Origin of the sequence: Mycobacterium cookii, from assembly GCF_010727945.1 — a bacterium.
Lineage (GTDB): Bacteria > Actinomycetota > Actinomycetes > Mycobacteriales > Mycobacteriaceae > Mycobacterium > Mycobacterium cookii.
Map to the genome: position 1 here is coordinate 4,718,607 of NZ_AP022569.1, position 18,398 is coordinate 4,737,004.

19 protein-coding genes are annotated in these 18,398 nt (G+C 66.9%); 6 read left to right on the plus strand and 13 right to left on the minus strand.

Going from position 1 to position 18,398, the window contains the following annotated elements; genetic code table 11:
* The first annotated feature begins 1 nt into the window (after position 1).
* From G6N27_RS22155 to G6N27_RS22165, 3 genes are all read left to right on the plus strand, one after another.
* Complete coding sequence (locus tag G6N27_RS22155) at positions 2–907, plus strand: pseudouridine synthase (RefSeq protein ID WP_163780163.1); 906 nt, start codon at positions 2–4, stop codon at positions 905–907.
* Positions 908–1,522: 615 nt separating this feature from the next.
* Entirely contained in the window at positions 1,523–2,638 is a 1,116-nt protein-coding gene (gene pstS / locus G6N27_RS22160; protein WP_163780165.1) for a phosphate ABC transporter substrate-binding protein PstS, read from the plus strand.
* Between the two features lie 98 nt (positions 2,639–2,736).
* Positions 2,737–3,942, plus strand: a complete 1,206-nt coding sequence (locus G6N27_RS22165; protein WP_163780167.1) for a PPE family protein — start codon at positions 2,737–2,739, stop codon at positions 3,940–3,942.
* Positions 3,943–3,950: 8 nt separating this feature from the next.
* Here G6N27_RS22165 and G6N27_RS22170 read toward each other — a convergent pair whose 3' ends face one another.
* From G6N27_RS22170 to G6N27_RS22190, 5 genes are all read right to left on the minus strand, one after another.
* Positions 3,951–4,163, minus strand: a complete 213-nt coding sequence (locus tag G6N27_RS22170) for a hypothetical protein (RefSeq protein ID WP_163780168.1) — start codon at positions 4,161–4,163, stop codon at positions 3,951–3,953.
* Positions 4,164–4,185: 22 nt separating this feature from the next.
* The gene (locus G6N27_RS22175) at positions 4,186–4,506 is read right to left on the minus strand and encodes a DUF732 domain-containing protein (RefSeq protein ID WP_163780170.1); all 321 of its coding nucleotides are present in this window, start codon (positions 4,504–4,506) and stop codon (positions 4,186–4,188) included.
* 149 nt (positions 4,507–4,655) lie between these two features.
* Positions 4,656–5,411, minus strand: a complete 756-nt coding sequence (gene nei2, locus G6N27_RS22180) for an endonuclease VIII Nei2 (RefSeq protein ID WP_163780173.1) — start codon at positions 5,409–5,411, stop codon at positions 4,656–4,658.
* 3 nt (positions 5,412–5,414) lie between these two features.
* Positions 5,415–9,980: an ATP-dependent helicase gene (locus tag G6N27_RS22185; RefSeq protein WP_163780175.1), complete on the minus strand. Its 4,566-nt coding sequence runs from the start codon at positions 9,978–9,980 to the stop codon at positions 5,415–5,417.
* 35 nt (positions 9,981–10,015) lie between these two features.
* Complete coding sequence (locus G6N27_RS22190) at positions 10,016–10,672, minus strand: TetR/AcrR family transcriptional regulator (RefSeq protein WP_163780177.1); 657 nt, start codon at positions 10,670–10,672, stop codon at positions 10,016–10,018.
* Between the two features lie 349 nt (positions 10,673–11,021).
* Here G6N27_RS22190 and G6N27_RS22195 point away from each other — a divergent pair, with 349 nt between their 5' ends.
* The gene (locus tag G6N27_RS22195) at positions 11,022–11,405 is read left to right on the plus strand and encodes a hypothetical protein (RefSeq protein WP_163780180.1); all 384 of its coding nucleotides are present in this window, start codon (positions 11,022–11,024) and stop codon (positions 11,403–11,405) included.
* 69 nt (positions 11,406–11,474) lie between these two features.
* Here G6N27_RS22195 and G6N27_RS22200 read toward each other — a convergent pair whose 3' ends face one another.
* A complete protein-coding gene (locus G6N27_RS22200) occupies positions 11,475–11,636 on the minus strand; it encodes a hypothetical protein (protein WP_163774194.1) in 162 nt (53 codons plus the stop codon).
* A 71-nt stretch (positions 11,637–11,707) separates the two neighbouring features.
* On the opposite strand from G6N27_RS22200, the gene G6N27_RS22205 reads away from it, so the two are divergent.
* Both G6N27_RS22205 and G6N27_RS22210 read left to right on the plus strand, forming a co-directional pair.
* Positions 11,708–12,139, plus strand: a complete 432-nt coding sequence (locus G6N27_RS22205) for an ATP-binding protein (protein ID WP_163780182.1) — start codon at positions 11,708–11,710, stop codon at positions 12,137–12,139.
* Entirely contained in the window at positions 12,136–12,924 is a 789-nt protein-coding gene (locus G6N27_RS22210; RefSeq protein WP_163780183.1) for an RNA polymerase sigma factor SigF, read from the plus strand. Before G6N27_RS22205 ends, G6N27_RS22210 begins: the two co-directional genes overlap by 4 nt.
* On the opposite strand, the gene G6N27_RS22215 is transcribed toward G6N27_RS22210, so the two are convergent.
* The 7 genes from G6N27_RS22215 to G6N27_RS22245 form a co-directional block, all read right to left on the minus strand.
* Positions 12,904–13,335: an STAS domain-containing protein gene (locus tag G6N27_RS22215; protein ID WP_163782161.1), complete on the minus strand. Its 432-nt coding sequence runs from the start codon at positions 13,333–13,335 to the stop codon at positions 12,904–12,906. The two genes, G6N27_RS22210 and G6N27_RS22215, sit on opposite strands and share 21 nt — an antisense overlap.
* A 221-nt stretch (positions 13,336–13,556) precedes the next feature.
* The gene (locus G6N27_RS22220) at positions 13,557–13,889 is read right to left on the minus strand and encodes a hypothetical protein (RefSeq protein WP_163782163.1); all 333 of its coding nucleotides are present in this window, start codon (positions 13,887–13,889) and stop codon (positions 13,557–13,559) included.
* An 11-nt stretch (positions 13,890–13,900) separates the two neighbouring features.
* On the minus strand, positions 13,901–15,700 hold the full coding sequence (locus G6N27_RS22225) for an acetyl/propionyl/methylcrotonyl-CoA carboxylase subunit alpha (RefSeq protein WP_163780185.1): 1,800 nt from the start codon (positions 15,698–15,700) through the stop codon (positions 13,901–13,903).
* A gap of 106 nt (positions 15,701–15,806) precedes the next feature.
* Positions 15,807–16,241 carry a SufE family protein gene (locus G6N27_RS22230; RefSeq protein ID WP_163780187.1) on the minus strand — a complete coding sequence of 145 codons (435 nt, stop codon included), beginning with the start codon at positions 16,239–16,241 and terminating at the stop codon, positions 15,807–15,809.
* The gene (locus G6N27_RS22235) at positions 16,241–17,131 is read right to left on the minus strand and encodes a sulfurtransferase (protein ID WP_163780189.1); all 891 of its coding nucleotides are present in this window, start codon (positions 17,129–17,131) and stop codon (positions 16,241–16,243) included. Before G6N27_RS22235 ends, G6N27_RS22230 begins: the two co-directional genes overlap by 1 nt.
* 35 nt (positions 17,132–17,166) lie before the next feature.
* On the minus strand, positions 17,167–17,808 hold the full coding sequence (locus tag G6N27_RS22240) for a Maf family protein (protein ID WP_163780191.1): 642 nt from the start codon (positions 17,806–17,808) through the stop codon (positions 17,167–17,169).
* Between the two features lie 102 nt (positions 17,809–17,910).
* Complete coding sequence (locus tag G6N27_RS22245; RefSeq protein WP_163782165.1) at positions 17,911–18,354, minus strand: acyl-CoA carboxylase epsilon subunit; 444 nt, start codon at positions 18,352–18,354, stop codon at positions 17,911–17,913.
* Positions 18,355–18,398: the final 44 nt, after the last annotated feature.

Below are 18,398 nucleotides of genomic sequence, written 5' to 3' on the forward strand. Positions count from 1 at the left end.
CGTGAGGCCCCCGCCGCTGCCGCCCCGCGACGGCGTCGGGCCGGCGCGGTTGCGGGTGTTCGGCGGGCCATTGGGCGACGAGCTGACCAGCAGGTTCGGTCCCGCCGTGGCCGCCAAGGCGATCGCCGGCGAGGTCGTCGACCAGCGTGGTGTGGTGCTCGATCCGGCCACGGTGCTGCCGGCGGGCGCTCACGTCTACCTCTACCGCGAACTGCCCGACGAGGTGCCGGTGCCGTTCGACATCCCGGTGTTGTACCAGGACGAGAACCTCGTGGTCGCCGACAAGCCGCACTTCCTGGCCACCATGCCGCGTGGCGTTCATGTAGCGCAGACGGCGTTGGTCCGGCTTCGCCGGCAACTCGGGTTGCCCGAGCTGAGCGCCGCGCATCGATTGGATCGACTGACCGCCGGGGTGTTGCTGTTCACGACCCGTCGCGAGCTTCGCGGGGCCTATCAGACGCTGTTCGCCCGTAGCGCGGTCGACAAGACCTACCTGGCGCGGGCCGCGGTGGCACCGGATCTGGAGTTACCGCGGCTCGTTCGCAGTCGTATCGTCAAGCGCCGTGGCAACTTTCAAGCCACCGAGGAACCCGGCCCGCCCAACGCCGAGACGGTGGTGGAGCTGATATCGCAGGATGGGCTCTACCGGTTGACGCCGCGCACGGGGCGCACACATCAGCTTCGAGTGCACATGGCGTCGCTCGGTGTCCCGATCTACGGAGACCCGCTGTATCCCGACATCCTCGAGGTGGCCGCCGACGACTTCTCCACGCCGTTGCAGCTGTTGGCGGAGCGGATCGAGTTCGACGATCCGCTGAGTGGGGCCCGCCTGTCATTCGTCAGCGACAGGCAGTTGCCCACACCGCCGACGTCAGCAGCGCTCGACGCCGGGGCTGATCAGCGGTAGGTCGTGGCCGATCACAATGTGACGCGGCCGCGGTGCCGCCGTCGGTATGGGCCGCGGAGTGCTTCGCGCGGACACCGCCGCTGACACGACCGTGCGGCACATGTCACGTGCTCGAACGGTGAAGCCGCCGGCGGTACCGAGGTCAGCGAGGCGCGCGCTGACAAAGCTATGCAGTGTTGGCACGTTATCTGTCCTTTGATCTTTGACGGCTACTCGTATGACGATACGGGCGCAGTCGTCGGGTCAATTCTTTCGCCAGTTGTGATGACGGGCATGTCGCGCGGGGGATGCGACGCAGGTCACTGAGCGTCAACGCTCTGCCGACCGTTGGTATTCCACGTTAGGCAATCCGCGCCGAGCGATCCGGGTGCGGGCGTCAATATCGCGTGAACAGTGCCGGCTGGTGAGGCCCTCACCCGGCTGCGCCGACCATCACGAACGTGAACAAGCGGGAAACTGAGGCTGAAATCGCGAGCCCGGCAAAACCGGCGACAACCGGGCATGATTGCGACAGTGCGAATCTTGTTACGATGCGTCATGCCCGCAACGAAGGCAGGAGTTCGACGGGCTGAGGCTATGCCGGCGGCGATGATCTCATCTGTAAAAGGAATTGGATTGAAGCTCAATAGGTTTGGCGCCGCGCTGAGTATTCTGGCAAGTTGCGCTCTAATTCTGTCGGCCTGCGGCGGCCATAACAACGCCGGGGGTGGAAGTCCTGCTGCAACGCCTGCGCCCCCGGTCAAAGTGACCTGTGGCGGCAAATCGGCCCTGAAGGCCAGCGGTTCCACAGCGCAGAAAAACGCGATGGCGCTTTTCGTCAAGGCATTCGAACAAGCCTGCCCCGGACAATCTTTGGAGTACACGGCCAATGGCTCGGGTGCCGGGATAAGCGACTTCGTGGATAACCGAACCGACTTCAGTGCGTCCGACTCGACGCTGACGAAAGCGGAGTACGAAAAAGGTCAGCAGCGGTGTGGTTCGCAGGTGCGTAGCCTGCCGCTGGTGGTGGGCCCCATCGCGATCGCGTTCAACGTCAAGGGCGTGACGTCGCTGAACCTTGACGGCTTGACCGCGGCGCAGATCTTCAACGGGCAGATCAACATGTGGAACGACGCCGCGATCGGGCTGCTGAACCTCGGTGTCGAATTGCCGAACGAGCCGATTCACGTGGTATTCCGCAGCGACGAGTCCGGGACCACGGACAACTTCCAGCGGTATCTCGACACCGCGTCGCGGGGCACCTGGGGATTGCCCGCGGGCAAGAAATTCAACGGTGGCGTCGGTGAGGGCGCGGTCGGCAGCGACGGCGCCGCCGAGGCGGTCAAGAACACCGAAGGGTCGATCACCTACCTCGAATGGTCATTCGCCCGGCAGCAGAACTTGAACGTGGCCAAGATCATCACGTCGGCTGGTCCGGATCCGGTAGCGATCAGCTCCGAGTCGGTGGGCAAGACAATCTCGGGCGCCTGGTACGTCAAGAGAGGCGATGAATTGGCGCTCGACACGATCTCGTTCTACCGCCCGAACCAGCCCGGCTCTTATCCGATCGTCCTGGCGACTTACGAGATCGTCTGCTCGAAATACCCCGATCCCCAGGTCGGCACTGCCGTGCGCGCCTTCTTGCAGAGCGCCGTCGGTGCAGGCCAGAATGACCTGGCCGCAAACGGCTACATCCCCGTCCCGGCGGAATTCAAGCCGCGACTGGTGGCCGCGGTGAATGCCATATCGTGACGATTCAACGGCGTTGCAGCGTAGAGTTCGGGGGGTTTTTTCGCCGTAGTCAATCAAATGTTCCAGAAGCTTTTCGGCGGTAGTCAATGGTCGGTGCCATGCAGTTCACCACAGTGCCTCCCGAGATCACGTCCGCGCTGATCCATTCGGGACCCGGCGCGGAGTCGCTGATCGCGGCGGCCGCGGCGTGGCAGCAGCTCGGCACCACACTGGAAGACACTGCCGAGAGTTATGCCGCGGCGCTGACGTCGCTGGACGGCACCTGGCACGGTCCGTCGTCCGCGCAGATGCTGCAGGCCGTCGAGCCCTATGTGACGTGGCTGCGCGGTACCGCGCAGCAAGCACAGCAGGTGGCCGTCTCGGCGCAGACCGCCGCCGCGGCGTTCAACGCGGTGAGTGCGTCGGTGGTGCCCACGTCTCAGGTCCTCGCCAACCGGACCCGGCTGGCGCAGTTGTTGGCGACCAACATGTTCGGCAGGAATCTTCCGGCCATCGCCCAGACCGAGGCTCAATACCAGGCCATGTGGGCCAACAATGCGGCCGCGATGAATCGGTACCAGGCAACCTCGGCGCAAGCCACGACGCTGCCGCAGTTCTCGTCGCCGACCTCGACCACGAATCCGAGCGCACTGTCCACCCAGGCCGGCGCGTCGCCTGCTGCCACGACCGGTACCTCCGCGGCGACGACCGCGGCGACCACTTCTGCTGCGCCCGCTGCTGGCAGTGGCTCGGGAATCAATCTTGGGATTAGCGACCCGGTGACCGGTTATATCGGTTTGGCGAACGTCTATGCCAACCAGTTCGTGTCGTCCGGGTTTCCGATCAACCTGCTCAGCTACCTGGCGCAAAGCCAGTCGGCGCAGGCCCTGCAGGGTGTCAGCAGCCAAATCGGCCAGGGCGTGTCCGAGGGTGAGGAAGCGCTGGGCGGGGCGGCGGCGAATCTGGGTGGCGGTGCCGCTGGAGCCTTGGGGGCGATCGGTCAGAGCGGGGGAGGGCTGGGTGCGTTGGGTGCCGCCGGGCTCGGCGAGATCAACACCTCCGCTGCGCTGGGCGCCGCGGTGCCGATGGGCACGCTGAGCGCGCCGCCCAGCGCGGCGCCCATGCTCCAGGCGCCGGTGCAACTCGCGTCGGCGGCATCGCCGTTGTCGGGCGGCATGTCCGGTATGTCGATGCCACCGCTGATGCCGCCGCCGATTTCGCCGGGCAGCGGCTGGCGGAAGCGCAAGGCGCAGAAGTACGACGACATCGCGATCGGTGCCGAGCTCAAGGGCAAGGTGATGAAGCCACCGCCGTCGGCGGGCTAGGGGTCAGCTCACGAGCCGCGCGTGCGGTGCAATGAGCCGAGGCCATTCTGAATTCCCTGATCGATCGGATTTCGGAGGTCCGGCTTGCCGGTCGGGGTTTCGCCTCGCGAGTGACAGCTACAGCCCAGGGTGCCGAACGGGTTGGGGTCGGCGCCGGCCGGCGTCGCGGCGGCGGCCGCGGCGCCGAGCAGGATCGCGAGGCTGACCAGTAACTTCGTCATCGCACGCAGTTCCCGGTCTGTGTCACTGACCGGAATGTCTCGGGCAGAACGCAGCGATGCTGACTCCGACGAAGAAGCCGGCGTGGTAACCGTCCAAACTGCTTTGCTGCATCACATCGTTGGCGACGTCCTGCGTCGCTCGGCCCTGGTCGAGTTCATCGCAGACCTGATGGCCGGCTTGAATCGCGGCCTGCGACGATGCGAACGTAACTCCCTTGGCCTTCAACGCGTTCAGGAAATTGCTGTCCACCGCGTCGGCATGCGCCGTCGGGGTAGTGACCGTCACAAGGCCAAGCAATGCCACCAGGAAGAAAATGGGTGAGCGCACTTGGGTGGTCGACATACGGTGAACCTTTCCGCTCAGCAGAATTGCGAGTTTTGCTGATGGCAAGCCAAGCCGCTTGCCTTGAGATCATTGCATGCCACGCCCGGACTTTCGAAGCGCGCTGCGCGGTCGTCGTCAGCGAGTGCGAGCGTTTACCGCATCGTCGCTCAGCGTTGGCAAGCTGGGCACCAGTACGCAACCCGGTCGCCGCTGCCGTCCCGTCTGACCGGCGTGCCGCAGCGACGACAGCCCTGTCCGGCCCTGCCGTACACCCATACCTGCCGGCCCGCCCGGGTGTCGCCGGTGGTGCAGCGGTTACGACGGAAGCGGTTGGCCCACAACATCTCGCGGGCACGCGACACCAGCCGGTGCGGGTCGGCGATCGCGCTGACCGGGGCGGTGGGCAGGTGGCCGCTGATGAAACACAGTTCGTTGCAGTACACGTTGCCGACGCCGGCCATCACCCGCTGATCGAGCAGCGCCTCGGCGATGGGCCGATCGGGTTGCGCAGTCAGGTTGTGGGAGGCGACCTTTGGATCCCAGTCGTCGCCCAGCAGGTCGGGCCCCAAATGGTTGACCACGTCGAAATCGTGTTCGCGGTCGAGAATCTCCAGCACGCCCAGGTCGATGCCGAGCGCGCGGATAGCGTTGGTTTGCAAGATGATCCGGACCCGGTGGTCGACGCGCGCCGTCAGCGACGTCACCCGCCAGCTGCCGTCCATCTTCAGGTGCGAGTGAATGCTGGCCGGTCCGACACGGATGAACAGGTGTTTGCCGCGAGTGCGCACCTCGTCGACCACGTGGCCGCTCAGGTCGGCGGTCGCAAAGCGTGGCACCCGGACATCGCAGTACGTCAACAGCTGGCCGACCAATGCCTCCCGCAGCTTCTCGGCGGTGCGAAAGACGGTGTCACCCTCGGGCATGCGTTATCGCAGCCGCAATCCGCGAGGTGTCCGGGCGAACCCGGCGTCGGTCAGGGCCGTCACGACCGCAGCGGACACCTGCGGCGCCAACACCGGCGAACTGTTGACGCGCTCGATGAGGATCCCGTTGATGCGCCCGGTTGAGACCAGATCTGCGAGCGCGACGGCCGCGGCGTGACTGGCGTCCGCGTCGTCGTCGGCGAAGCTCAACAGCGACCGCCCGCCACGCTCGAGGAACCACACCAGTTCGCCGTCGACCAGCACAACGAGCGCCCCAGCTTTGCGGCCCGGTCGGGCCGCGCCGTCTCCGTCGCTGCGCGACGGCCACGGCAGCGCTGCACCGTACGGGTTGGCCGGGTCGGCGGCGGCGAGCACCACGGCCCGATACTCCGGTCGCTCGGGATCGACACCGTCGAGGTAGCTGCGCAGCCGGTCGACAGTGGAGGCGACCGCGAACTGGGCTCCGCCGAGGGACTCGACGAAATAGCCGCGCTGGCAGCGGCCGGCGTCCTCGAAGGCGGTCAGCACCTTGTAGAGCGTGGCGAAGCCGCCCGGCACTCCTTCTGCGGCCACCGCGCCGCGCACCAGCACCCCGTGCCGGTTGAGCAGCAGCTCGGCTTGGTGATGGGCCCGCAGAGTGGAATCGGGCTCAGGTGTCGGCAGCGCCGACCACCGACCGGCCACCGTCGGGTCGGCCGAGCGCGCTTGCGGGTGCGCGACGCTGTAGCGGCTCAGCCGGGGTGGGCGCTTACTGCGACCCTGGCGGTGTGCGGGCGCCGACCGTTTGCGTGCGCCCGGACCCCCGGACAGGGTCGCGCGCACCGGCGCGAAGGTGTCGCCGGTGACCCAGCCGGCCCAGATCAGCTCCCACAGCGCCGCCTTGAGCTCGCTTTCGCCTGCACCGCCGTGCTGCAACTGCCGGAAGAAGTACGCGCCGCCACCGGTCAGCAGGTCCAGGATCGCGCGATGGGTCGCGGTGACGTCGATCTCGGTCGGCGCGGCCAGCGTCAGCGGCGCCGAATCGGCGGTGTGGAACGCGATCCAGCCGTCGCTGCCTGAAATCGCGCCGCCACCGGACCACATGACCTCGCCGGAGGCCAGCAGCTCGTCGAGCATGGCGGGGGAGTAATCGCGCACGCGTGGAGCTAGCACCAGCGGTTCGATCGCCGAGGCCGGCAGCGGGACCCCGGCCAGCTGATCGATGACGGCGGCCAGGCCGTCGAGGCCGAAGTTCGCGGGCGAACCCGTCGCTGCAGCCAGCCCGTGCCAGGCGGGCAGGAAGCGGGCGTAGGCGCTGGTGCTGACCGGTTCCACCTGGGCCCGCAGCGCCGCCAGCGATCTGCGACGCAGAATCCGCAGCACCTCGGCGTCACACCACTGGTCGCCGACGGCGTCGGTGGAGAACTCGCCGCGGACCAGGCGGCCGTCGGCGGCCATCCGGCCCAGCACATCAGCCGCCACTCGCAAGCCGAGCCCGAAGCGTTCAGCGACGTCGGTAGTGGTGAACGGAGCGTGGGTGCGCGCGTAGCGGCCGACGAGCTCACCCAGCGGGTCGGCGACCGGTCCGGTGAAGCTGGCCGGCACGCCCACCGGCACCGCCACCCCGACGCCGTCGCGAAGTCGGCCGACGTCCTCGATCGCCACCCACCAGCTGCGGCCGGCGAAGGAAACCGGCAACGCCCGCTTGGCGGCGTACAACGCCTCCAGCCAGCCGCCGACATCAGCGCCGCCGGCGCGAGCGGCGACCTCGTCGGTGTTCAGCGGGCCCAGCAGTCGCAGCAGATCGGCGACCGCCTCGGCGTCGCGGGCAGCCCGTTCGGGTGAAAGGTGCTGCAGTTGGCGGCCGGTGGCCGCGACCACCTCGGGGTCGAGCAACTCGCGCAGCTCGACGCGGCCGAGAAGTTCCGCCAGCAGCGTGGAGTCCAACGACAGCGCGGCGGCGCGGCGCTCGGCCAGCGGGCTGTCCCCTTCGTACATGAAAGCCCCGACGTAGCCGAACAGCAGCGACGCCGCGAACGGGGACGGCGTTGAGGTCTCGGTTTCCAGCACGCGGATTTTCCGTGCGGCGATATCGGTCATCAGCCCGGCCAGCGTCGGCACGTCGTAGACGTCCTGCAGGCACTCGCGGACCGCCTCCAGCACGATCGGAAAGTCCGGGTATTTACGGGCCACGTCCAGCAGCTGTGCGGCGCGCTGACGCTGATGCCACAGCGGTGAGCGGCGCCCGGGATTGCGTCGCGGCAGCAGCAGCGCGCGCGCCGCGCACTCCCGGAACCTGGACGCGAACAACGCCGAACCGCCTACTTCGGCGGTGACGATCGGGTCGATCTCGTCGGCATCGAAGACGAAAAGTTCAGCACCCGGCGGCGAGTCGGCTCCGGCCTCCGAGATGGTGTCGGGCAGCCGCACCACGATGCCGTCGTCGGAGGCGGTCGGCTTTTCGTCGATGCCGTAGCGCTCGCGCAGTCGCCGGCTCACCGCCAGTGCGAGCGGACCGTGCACACGCAAGCCATACGGGGAATGCAGGATGACCCGCCAGTCGCCGAGCTCGTCGCGGAACCGCTCGACCAGCAGCGTGGCGTCGGTGGGTACCACGGTGGTGGCGGTGCGCTGGTCATCCAGAAGCTTCCACAGATTTTCGGTGGCATAGTCGTTGAAACCCAGCTCAGCACAACGCTTTTCGAATTCTCCACGGTCCAGGCCGGCCAACTCACCGGTGAACTTGCCGACCGCGCGGCCCAGTTCGGCGGGGCGCCCGGAATCGTCGCCGCGCCAGAACGGAAGTCGCGCGGGTTCGCCCGGCGCCGGAATGACCAGCACCCGATCGTGGGTGATCTCGGTGATCCGCCAGCTGGTGGCGCCCAACGCGATGACGTCACCCGGACGGGATTCGTAGACCATCTCTTCGTCGAGTTCGCCTACCCGGGAAGGGGTTTCGGAGTCGGTGGCCAGATAGACGGTGAACATGCCGCGGTCGGGGATGGCGCCGCCGGAGGTGACCGCGAGCCGCTGTGCGCCCGGCCGCGCCGTCATTGTGCCGTGGTCGCGGTCGTAGACCAGCCGCGGCCGTAACTCGGCGAAGTCGGTCGACGGGTATTTGCCGGACAGCAGGTCCAGGGTGGCCTCAAATGCGCTGCGCGGCAGCGTTGCAAACGGTGCGCTGCGCCGAACCGTGTCGAACCAGCGGTCGGCGTCCAGCGGTTCCAGCGCGGACGCGGCGACGGTGTGCTGGGCCAGGATGTCGAGCGGATTGGTGGGCACCCGCATCGTCTCGATCTCGCCGCTGAGCATGCGCTGCACCGACACCGCGCAGCCGATCAAGTCGGTGCGATGTTTGGGAAACAGCACTCCGTGCGAGATCTCACCGACCTGGTGCCCGGCCCGGCCGATGCGCTGCAGTCCGCTGGCCACCGACGGCGGTGCCTCCACCTGGATCACCAGATCGACTGCGCCCATGTCGATGCCCAGTTCCAGGCTCGAGGTCGCCACCACCGCTTTCAGCCGCCCGGTCTTGAGGTCTTCTTCGACGATGGCGCGTTGCTCTTTGCTGACTGATCCGTGATGTGCGCGGGCCAACAAAGTCGGCGCGCCGTAGGTCTGGCCACTGCCGAGCAGATGGGCCGGTGCGCCACCGGCGACCTTCGGATTCGCGTCATTGGACACCGTTCCTTCGCCCGAGCGCTCGGCGTGAATCTCGTTGAGGCGGGCGGTCAGTCGCTCGGCCAGACGGCGGGAGTTGGCGAACACGATCGTCGAGTTGTGCGTTTCGACCAGGTCGACCAGTCGCGCCTCGACGTCGGGCCAGATGCTGTTGTTGGCCAGGTTGGCCATATCGGGCACCGGCACCTGCACGGTCAGCTCGAAGGTCTTGGCCGCCGGGGGCGCCACGATGGTTGTCGGGGCTGCCCCGGACAGGAACCGGGCTACCTCCTCGGGCGGACGCACCGTGGCAGATAACCCGATTCGCTGGGCCGGCGTTTCCAGCATGTCGTCGAGCCGCTCGAGTGACAAAGCCAGATGGGCGCCCCGCTTTGTGCCGGCGATCGCGTGCACCTCGTCGACGATCACCGTCTCCACGCCGGTCAAGGTCTCGCGGGCTGCTGACGTCAGCATCAAAAACAGCGACTCCGGGGTGGTGATCAGCACGTCCGGCGGTGAGCTGATCAGCTGGCGGCGTCGGGCCGGCGACGTGTCGCCCGACCGCAGCCCGACGGTGATCTCCGGGGCGGGCAGACCCCGTTGCGCGGCAACCCGGGCCATCCCGGCCATCGGCGTGCGCAGGTTGCGCTCGACGTCGACGGCCAGCGCCTTGAGTGGCGAGACGTAGAGCACCCTGGTTCCCGCAGCCCGCCCCGCCCGCGGCGAGCCGGCCAACTTGTCGATGGCCCACAGGAACGCCGCCAGTGTCTTGCCGGAACCGGTCGGCGCGATGACCAGTGTGTTGTGGCCGTCGGCGATGGCCGCCCAGGCGTCGCCCTGCGCGGGGGTGGGTGCCGCGAACGTGCCCGCGAACCAGTCACGGGTGACGACGCTGAACCGCGCGAGCGGATTGTCGGGGCGAGGGGTCACTCACCCATCATGGCAATGGGCTGTGACAAGCGCTGTTACCGCTGGTCGTCCGCCATCGGCTTGGCCAATGTGTCGGGGATGTTGTTCACCCGGATGATCGCATCCAGCAGCGCGTGCGCGCAGGTGTCGCTGAGGTGGCCGGCGTCGGTCTCCGGGTGGATGATGCGCTGCCTGCACACCTCGAAGGTCAGTGCCAGCCACGCGTGGACCACGATCCGAAGGTCGCGCTCGACCTCGGGATCGAGCGGATTGCCCGATCCGTCGACTTCCATGATGCGACTCATGATGTGTTCCATCTGGCGGTCTTTGGCCTCATCATCGATGCCGAGTAAGACCGGGTCGGAACGACCGAGCCCGACGTATGCCGCCCAGGCGGCGTGCGGGTGCTCCTGGTGGTACTGCATGTAGGCCAACACGCCGCCGCGGACCTCCTCGAAGAGGTTCTGGCCGGGCGTGGGCGGGGTGTTGGTGGTCTCGAACAGCTGGTCGGCCTGACCCTTGACGACGGCGGCGAAGAAGGCCCGCTTGTCGGGAAAGTAGTGGTACATCAGCGCTCGTGACACACCGGCCCGCTCGGCGATCTCGTCGATCCGGACCTCGTCGTAGGGCCGTTGACCGAAGACTTCCGCGCCCAGTGCCAGCAACTCGGCGCGGCGGTCCTCCGGAGACAACCGGCGCCGGGGAGTTCGCATAGACCAGATGGTACTGGTCGATGCTGCACGGAGGCCGTCAACTCCGCCGAAGCGCCTGCAAACTTCGAATTACCGCCGTCTTCGCCGGCGCCCGACGCTGGCGACACATCGGCCGTTAAGCATTGATCACCCCTCTAGCTGCATGGTCGGCAAAGCAGCGAAATCGTGGGCGCCGCGAAGGACCGCCCCGGTAGGCGCGGCGAGCAAAACCGCGTGCCGGGACTGTGAGCGCGCCGCGCCTGGAGTGGACGGGCCACCCGCTCCGCGCCCGATTCGTTTAACTGCTGCGTAGCAGGGGTAAATGGAGTCAGCGCAACTAATCGCGCGTGGCAGCGATAGAGGTTCCCCGATGCAGACACAACAGCACCGCTCACCCGGCGAACGCCTCGAGCCTGACGACAACCAAGTACACGCAGCAATCCGGTTCGCCGTGCTGGCCGCGGCCGCCGGCATCGCCTATCTGGTCGTGGCCGCGGTGTGGGACAGCACCTGCAAGGGTGCGATGTCTGTCGACACCGTCGCCTGTGGTGCGCCTCAGCTGACGCTCCTGGCGTTTGGCGCACCGGTCATCCTGCTCGCCGCCGGCTGCTGGGCCTTCGTCCGCACCTACCGCACGTGGCGCGACAACGAAACGTGGTGGGCTTGGCAGGGAACCGGATGGTTTCTGATGATCCTGATGTTCGTGACACTCGTCATGGGGGCTCCGATCGCCGGGCCCGTGCTGGCCGCGTGAACTAGTGTTATTTCTCGTCGCCAGTGGGTATCTGCTGTAGGGCTATGACTGATACCCATGGCCCATCTGTCACCCGGCCATGGGAGGCAGCACCACAAATGCGATGACATAGATGCCCACTGCGATCAAGACGAGGACGGCGAAAGTGAGAACGGCGATCAGCGCAATGCGCCGAGTTCGGCGTGTGCGCTGGATTTCCGCTGCCTCCCGCGCGTCAATGGCAGCTGGCATACCCGGCGGCGATGATGACTAACCAGCTCGAACGCAAGGGTAATGTCGGTCGAACTATGCAGGGAGGCCCCATGACCGTTGCCGCAAAGCCGAAGAAGGATCAGCAACGCGGTGAACGCGCCATCGAATTGCGCGTGGCGGCCAAGCTGGAGAACCTGGCGGTGTTGCGGACATTGGTCGGGGCAGTGGGGACGTTCGAGGATCTCGATTTCGATGCGGTCGCCGATCTGCGCCTCGCGGTCGACGAGGTCTGTACTCGGTTGATTCGCTCAGCCGTCCCAGACGCCACGCTGGCGATCGTGGTCGACCCGCACGACGACGAGCTGAAAGTCGAGGCGTCGACGACGTGTGCGCACTACGACGTCGTTACGCCGGGCAGCTTCAGCTGGCATGTGCTGACGTCGCTCACCGACGACGTGCAGACTTTTCAGGACGGTGGGCCTGACGGCAACGGCGTCTTCGGTGTCACGCTGACCACCCGACGGGCGGGCTCTCGCAGGTGACACCGCGAGCTGTCGGCAGTTCGTCATCTCGTCCCAACGAATACGCCGACGTTCCCGACATGTTCCGTGAGTTGGCGACTCTCGATGCCGACTCATCGGACTTCCAGCGTCATCGCGACAAGATCGTCGAGCGCTGCCTGCCGCTGGCCGATCACATCGCGCGCCGTTTCGAGGGCCGTGGCGAACCACGCGACGACCTGGTTCAGGTTGCGCGTGTCGGCCTGGTCAACGCCGTCGCCCGGTTCGACGTGGAGACCGGCTCGGACTTCGTCTCGTTCGCGGTGCCCACCGTCATGGGCGAGGTTCGCCGGCATTTTCGGGACAACAGCTGGTCGGTCAAGGTTCCGCGGCGGCTGAAAGAGTTGCACTTGCGACTCGGCGCGGCGACCGCCGATCTGTCGCAGCGGCTGGGTCGGGCGCCGACCGCGACCGAGCTCGCCGCGGAACTCGACATGGACCGCACCGAGGTCATCGAAGGCCTGGTGGCAGGCAGCTCCTATAACACCTTGTCCATCGACAGCGGCGGCAGCAGCGGAGACGAGGAAGCGCGGGCTATCGCCGACACGCTCGGCGACGTCGACACCGGTCTGGAACGCATCGAGAACCGTGAGGCGTTGCGTCCCCTGCTGGAAGGGCTGCCCGAGCGGGAGCGCACCGTGCTGGTGCTGCGGTTCTTCGATTCGATGACGCAGACCCAGATCGCCGAGCGCGTCGGCATCTCACAAATGCACGTCTCGCGCCTACTCGCAAAGTCGCTGGCGCGACTACGGGACGAGCTGGAATAACCGATTCGGGTTGGGGTCGTCGCCGTCGGTGTTGCGGAATGCGGCCACCGACTCGACCAGGGGCAGCGTGTTGTCGGGGTCGCAGATCCGCAGTAGCCGCGACACGGCCTTGCTCGGCACCACGGCCCAGCGCTGTTTGGCGCCGGCGCATCTGACGTTGATCAGGTGTAACGCCGAAAAGCCTGCCGTCCCAAAGAATTCCAGGCCACTCAGGTCCACTACCGCCGCCGTGGACGCAGCGATGCAATGTTCGACATAGTCGGCCAGCTGGCTGGCGTTGGAGGCGTCGAGCTCGCCGTGCGCGATGATCACGACGCCGGACGAGTTCGACTCCGCGGTGAAACGCGCCGAGTGGTTCTCCCAAGCGGGAGGCGGGTGCGAGTCGCCGATTTCAGTCGGCGACGTGCTCATAGAAGACATCAAGTGACTCCATCAGTCGACAAGCAATCTGTGGATCACGTCAAGCGGAAGGGTGCCGCGCGCGAGGAGAAACCGGGGAAACGAGCCTCCCCCTGCGTCAATTAACGCTGTTCCGAGCGGCTGTTAACTCAACCTCATCGAAAGACTACTCCGTCATCAATGGCCCTACAACGGATGAGAGCCTTTCCCGGAAAGCCTGGTCAACGACTTGGTCACGAATCCCGTTCTGGCACAACAACTACCGCAGCGAACCTCCGGACCGAATCGACGGCGGCGGTGGCCGCGTCGAGGTGCCCGTCACGTGCCCGGTCCACGATCTGTCCGGTCGCCGGGTCCAGCGTCACTTCGGCCAGCAACTCGCCCGTCGTCACGTCACAAACCGCCCACGAATAGCCGGTGTCCGCGGACCAGGCCTTGGCGCTACGCGCCACATGGTCGGGGTCGGTCACGCCGAGATCGGCCAGCGCGGGACGGTCGTCGATGCGGCTGTCGGCCCGCAACGCCCGCAGATACCACTGCCCGGCGTTGATCTCGACGGGATCGATGGGAAGACCCGCTACTTGATCTCGGCGAGCACCGTGCCCTGGGTGATGGCGGCGCCGGTCTCGACGGCAAGCCCGGTGATGACGCCGTCCTTGTGAGCGGTGACCGGGTTTTCCATCTTCATCGCTTCCAGGACCACGACCAGGTCGCCGGTCGAGACCTCTTGTCCCTCCTCGACGGCAACCTTGACCACGGTGCCCTGCATCGGTGCGGTCACGGCGTCGCCGGACGCTGCGGCGCCACCATGCGCACCACGTTTGCGCGGCTTCGGCTTCTTGCGGATGACGCCGACCGCGTCGGTCGTCGCGGCGCCGTTGCCCAGCGCCAAGTCACCGGGCAGCGACACCTCGAGCCGCCGGCCGCCGACCTCCACGACGACCCTCTGCCGTGGCAGCGCTTCGTCCTCGTCGAGGGGTTCGCCGGCGGTGAAGGGTTCGATCGTGTTGTCCCACTCGGTCTCGATCCAGCGGGTGTGCACGGTGAAGCCGTCGTCGTCGCCGATGAATGCCGGGTCGGACACCACGGCGCGGTGGAACGGGATGACGGTTGCCAGACCCTCGACGTGGAACTCGTCCAGCGCGCGGCGCGACCGGGCCAGTGCCTCCTCGCGGGTGGCGCCGTACACGATCAGCTTGGCCAGCATCGAGTCGAACTGACCCCCGATGACCGAACCGGCCTCAACGCCGGAGTCCAGCCGCACACCGGGGCCGCTGGGCGTCTCGTACCGGGTGACCGGGCCCGGAGCGGGCAGGAAGCCGCGGCCGGCGTCCTCGCCGTTGATCCGGAATTCGATGGCGTGCCCGCGGGGAGTCGGGTCCTCGGTGAAGTCCAGCTTCTCGCCATTGGCGATCTTGAACTGCTGCAACACCAGGTCGATGCCCGCGGTCTCCTCGGTGACCGGGTGCTCGACCTGCAGGCGGGTGTTGACTTCGAGGAACGAGATCAGCCCGTCCTGGCCCACCAGGTATTCGACAGTCCCGGCGCCGTAGTAGTGCGCCTCCTTGCAGATCCGCTTGGCGGATTCGTGGATCTCCTTGCGCTGCGCATCGGTCAGGAACGGCGCGGGCGCCTCCTCGACGAGCTTCTGGAAGCGGCGCTGCAGGGAGCAGTCACGGGTGCCCGCGACGATCACGTTGCCGTGCTGGTCGGCGATCACCTGCGCCTCGACGTGCCGAGGCTTGTCCAGGTAGCGCTCGACGAAGCATTCGCCGCGGCCGAACGCCGCGACCGCCTCGCGGGTCGCCGACTCGAACAGCTCCGGGATCTCCTCGATGGTGCGGGCCACCTTCATGCCGCGGCCACCACCGCCGAAGGCCGCCTTGATCGCGATAGGCACGCCGTACTCCTTGGCGAAGGCGACCACCTCGTCGGCGTCCTTCACCGGGTCGGGGGTACCGGGCACCAGCGGGGCTTGTGCACGGGCGGCGATGTGCCGCGCGGTGACCTTGTCACCGAGATCGCGGATCGACTGCGGGCTCGGCCCGATCCAGATCAGGCCGGCGTCGATCACGGCCTGGGCGAAGTCGGCGTTTTCCGACAGGAAGCCGTAGCCGGGGTGGATCGCGTTGGCTCCGGACTTCTCGGCGGCCTCCAGCAGCTTGCCGAAGTCCAGGTAGGACTCCGCGGAGGTCTGGCCGCCGAGCGCGAAGGCCTCGTCCGCGAGCTTCACGTGTGGGGCGTCTGCGTCGGGTTCGGCGTACACCGCCACGCTGGGCAGTCCCGCGTCCTTGGCCGCGCGGATGACCCGCACCGCGATCTCACCGCGGTTGGCGACAAGTACCTTCGAGATCGTCGAGCTGGCGTGACTGGCCACAGCGCCTCCTGTAGAGCTGAACACTTTTCGGATGTCTAAGAGAAATTCTTACAAGTCTTATCGGGGGAAGTTTAAGCGCCGCGCCGCAAGCGACGAGACCCGGTGTCTACTTCGCTGAGTTCTCGGGGGCGTCACGCACTCGGCGCTTGATCCGGGCCAGCATCGCCGACATGCCACGCAGCCGCAGCGGGCTGATCAACTCCGCCAGACCAAGATCGGCGTAGAAGTCCTCGGGCACGGCCAGGATGTCGGCGGCGGGCTGTTCGTCCAGCCCGGCGGCGAGGATCGACGCGAAACCGCGCGTGGTCGGCGCTTCGGCGGGGGCGCTGAAATACAGCCGCACCCGGTCCGGGTTGTCGGCGTCGACGTGCAGGAACAACGGCGACTGACATTCGGGGACCGGCTCCATCGCCGCTTCTTCGAGATCGGCGGGTAACGCGGGCAGGTCGTCGGCGAACTCCAGCAGCAACTTGAGCTTGTCCTGACCCTGGACTTCGCCGAAGTCGGAGACGACTTCGGCCAACGGCGCGGGCATGGTCATCAGGCGGGGACGGCTCCCGGGTTCTCGCCGGCGACGATCGGCACCCGCACGGCGTTACCCCATTCGGTCCACGAGCCGTCGTAGTTGCGTACGCCGGGGATGCCGAGCAGATGGGTCAGCACGAACCAGGTGTGGCTGGACCGCTCGCCGATCCGGCAGTACACGATCGTCTTGTCGTCGGGCTCGATAAAGCCGTACAGCTTTTCGAGCTCGTCGCGGCTGCGGAAGCGCCCGCTGTCATCGGCGGCCTTGCCCCATGGAATCGACACCGCCGAGGGGATGTGCCCGGCGCGCAGCGCGCCTTCCTCGGGGTAGTCGGGCATGTGGGTGCGCTTGCCGGTGTATTCGTCGGGCGACCGCACATCGATCAGCGGACCGGTGCCCAGGGCGGCCAGCACCTCGTCCTTGTACGCGCGGATCGGTGCGTCGTTGCGCTGCACGACGGGATATCCCGACGACGCCTTGGCGGGGACATCCAGCGTGGTGTCCCGGCCGTCGTGAATCCACAAGTCGCGTCCGCCGTTGAGCAGTCGCACGTCCGGGTGACCGAACAGGGTGAACACCCACAGCGCGTAGGCGGCCCACCAGTTGCTCTTGTCGCCGTAGATCACCACGGTGTCATCACGCGAAATGCCTTTGCGGTCCATCAATTCGGCGAATTGCTTGCCGTCGATATAGTCGCGCACCCGCGGGTCGTTGAGGTCGGTGTGCCAGTCGATTTTGACCGCCCCGGGGATGTGGCCTACGTCGTAGAGCAGGACGTCTTCGTCGGACTCGACGATGGCCAGCCCGGGCCGGCCCAGGTTGCCGGCCAGCCAATCGGACGTCACCAGTCGTTCCGGGTGGGCGTAGGCGCTCAGCGCGGGGCTGGGATCTGCTGGTAAGGACACACCGCGAGCCTACCTAACGATCAGCGGGCCGCCGGTCACGAGCTGACCGGATTGGCGGCCCACATCGCGGCCACCGACAGCCCGACTTTGTCCAGCATGGTCCGGGTCAGCGGCAGGCTCAGGCCGATGACATTGGACGGGTCGCCCTCGATCCGGTCGACGAACCAGCCGCCGAAACCGTCCAGCGTGAAGGCGCCTGCGACGGCGAGCGGTTCACCGGTGTCGAGGTATGCCTGCAGGTCCGCTGCCACGGGATCGGCGAAATGGACTGTGGTAGAGGATGATTCGACGACGCGTTGAGCGTGGCCGTCGAGGAGTCGCAGCACGCAGTGCCCGGTGTGCAGCTCGCCGAACCTGCCTGCCATCGCCTGCCACTGGTCGTGCGCCGCGTCGGCGGATGCCGGCTTGCCGACCAGCTGACCGTCGAGATAGAGCATCGAATCACAGCCGATGACAACGCAATTCGCGGCGACGACGGGTTCCAGGACGGTTGCGACCTGGTCGGCTTTGGCTTCGGCGAGGCTGCAGACGACGTCAGTGGGAGCGGCGTCCGGGCCCAACGCGGCGATGACGGCATCCTCGTCGACGCCGGAGACGACGACCAGCGGATCGATGCCGGCCTGTCGCAGGACTCGTCGCCGACCTGCCGATGCGGACCCGAGGACCAGGCGCGTCATCGGCTGGGTTGGATGGCGCCATTCCTCAACATCGCTTCGCTCTGCCTCGTCATCGGCTGGGTTGGATGGCGCCATTCCTCAACATCGCTTCGCTCTGCCTCGTCATCGGCGCATGTGGGTCCGTTCCAGCAGGGTGATCTTCTGCCAGCTGAAGGGCCCGAAGCGAAGGTTGTCGACGGGCAGGCCCCAGCGGGTGATCTCCGCCGGTGCCGGTTCACCGCCGGCGCCACTGGCGGCGCCCAGCACCGCGACCAGCGCAGCCAAATCCTCGGCGGTCGGCTCGCCCTTCAGCACGTGGATGACCGGCTCTTGCGCCTCGACTTCGACCGGTGCCGGTTCGTGCGATTCGTCGGTCACAGGGCTCGAATCGTTCGTCTCGTTCCCGTCACTCACTGCGTTCGTTCCGCTCACTCGACTCACAGGGCCTGAATCGTTCGTCTCGTTCCCGTCACTCACTGCGTTCGTTCCGCTCACTCGACTCACAGGGCCTGAATCGTTCGTCTCGTTCCCGTCACTCACTGCGTTCGTTCCGCTCACTCGACTCACAGGGCCTGAATCGTTCGTCTCGTTCCCGTCACTCACTGCGTTCG

Excerpts from the sequence above, each read along its gene's own strand:
- G6N27_RS22190 (WP_163780177.1), bottom strand. The coding sequence starts at position 10,672 with ATGCGAACTCCCCGGCGCCGGTTGTCTCCGGAGGACCGCCGCGCCGAG.
- G6N27_RS22175 (WP_163780170.1), bottom strand. The coding sequence starts at position 4,506 with ATGTCGACCACCCAAGTGCGCTCACCCATTTTCTTCCTGGTGGCATTG.
- G6N27_RS22215 (WP_163782161.1), bottom strand. The coding sequence starts at position 13,335 with ATGAGCACGTCGCCGACTGAAATCGGCGACTCGCACCCGCCTCCCGCT.
- G6N27_RS22170 (WP_163780168.1), bottom strand. The coding sequence starts at position 4,163 with ATGACGAAGTTACTGGTCAGCCTCGCGATCCTGCTCGGCGCCGCGGCC.
- G6N27_RS22200 (WP_163774194.1), bottom strand. The coding sequence starts at position 11,636 with ATGCCAGCTGCCATTGACGCGCGGGAGGCAGCGGAAATCCAGCGCACA.
- G6N27_RS22240 (WP_163780191.1), bottom strand. The coding sequence starts at position 17,808 with ATGACGCGCCTGGTCCTCGGGTCCGCATCGGCAGGTCGGCGACGAGTC.
- G6N27_RS22230 (WP_163780187.1), bottom strand. The coding sequence starts at position 16,241 with ATGACCATGCCCGCGCCGTTGGCCGAAGTCGTCTCCGACTTCGGCGAA.
- G6N27_RS22205 (WP_163780182.1), top strand. The coding sequence starts at position 11,708 with ATGACCGTTGCCGCAAAGCCGAAGAAGGATCAGCAACGCGGTGAACGC.
- nei2 (WP_163780173.1), bottom strand. The coding sequence starts at position 5,411 with ATGCCCGAGGGTGACACCGTCTTTCGCACCGCCGAGAAGCTGCGGGAG.
- G6N27_RS22165 (WP_163780167.1), top strand. The coding sequence starts at position 2,737 with ATGCAGTTCACCACAGTGCCTCCCGAGATCACGTCCGCGCTGATCCAT.
- G6N27_RS22195 (WP_163780180.1), top strand. The coding sequence starts at position 11,022 with ATGCAGACACAACAGCACCGCTCACCCGGCGAACGCCTCGAGCCTGAC.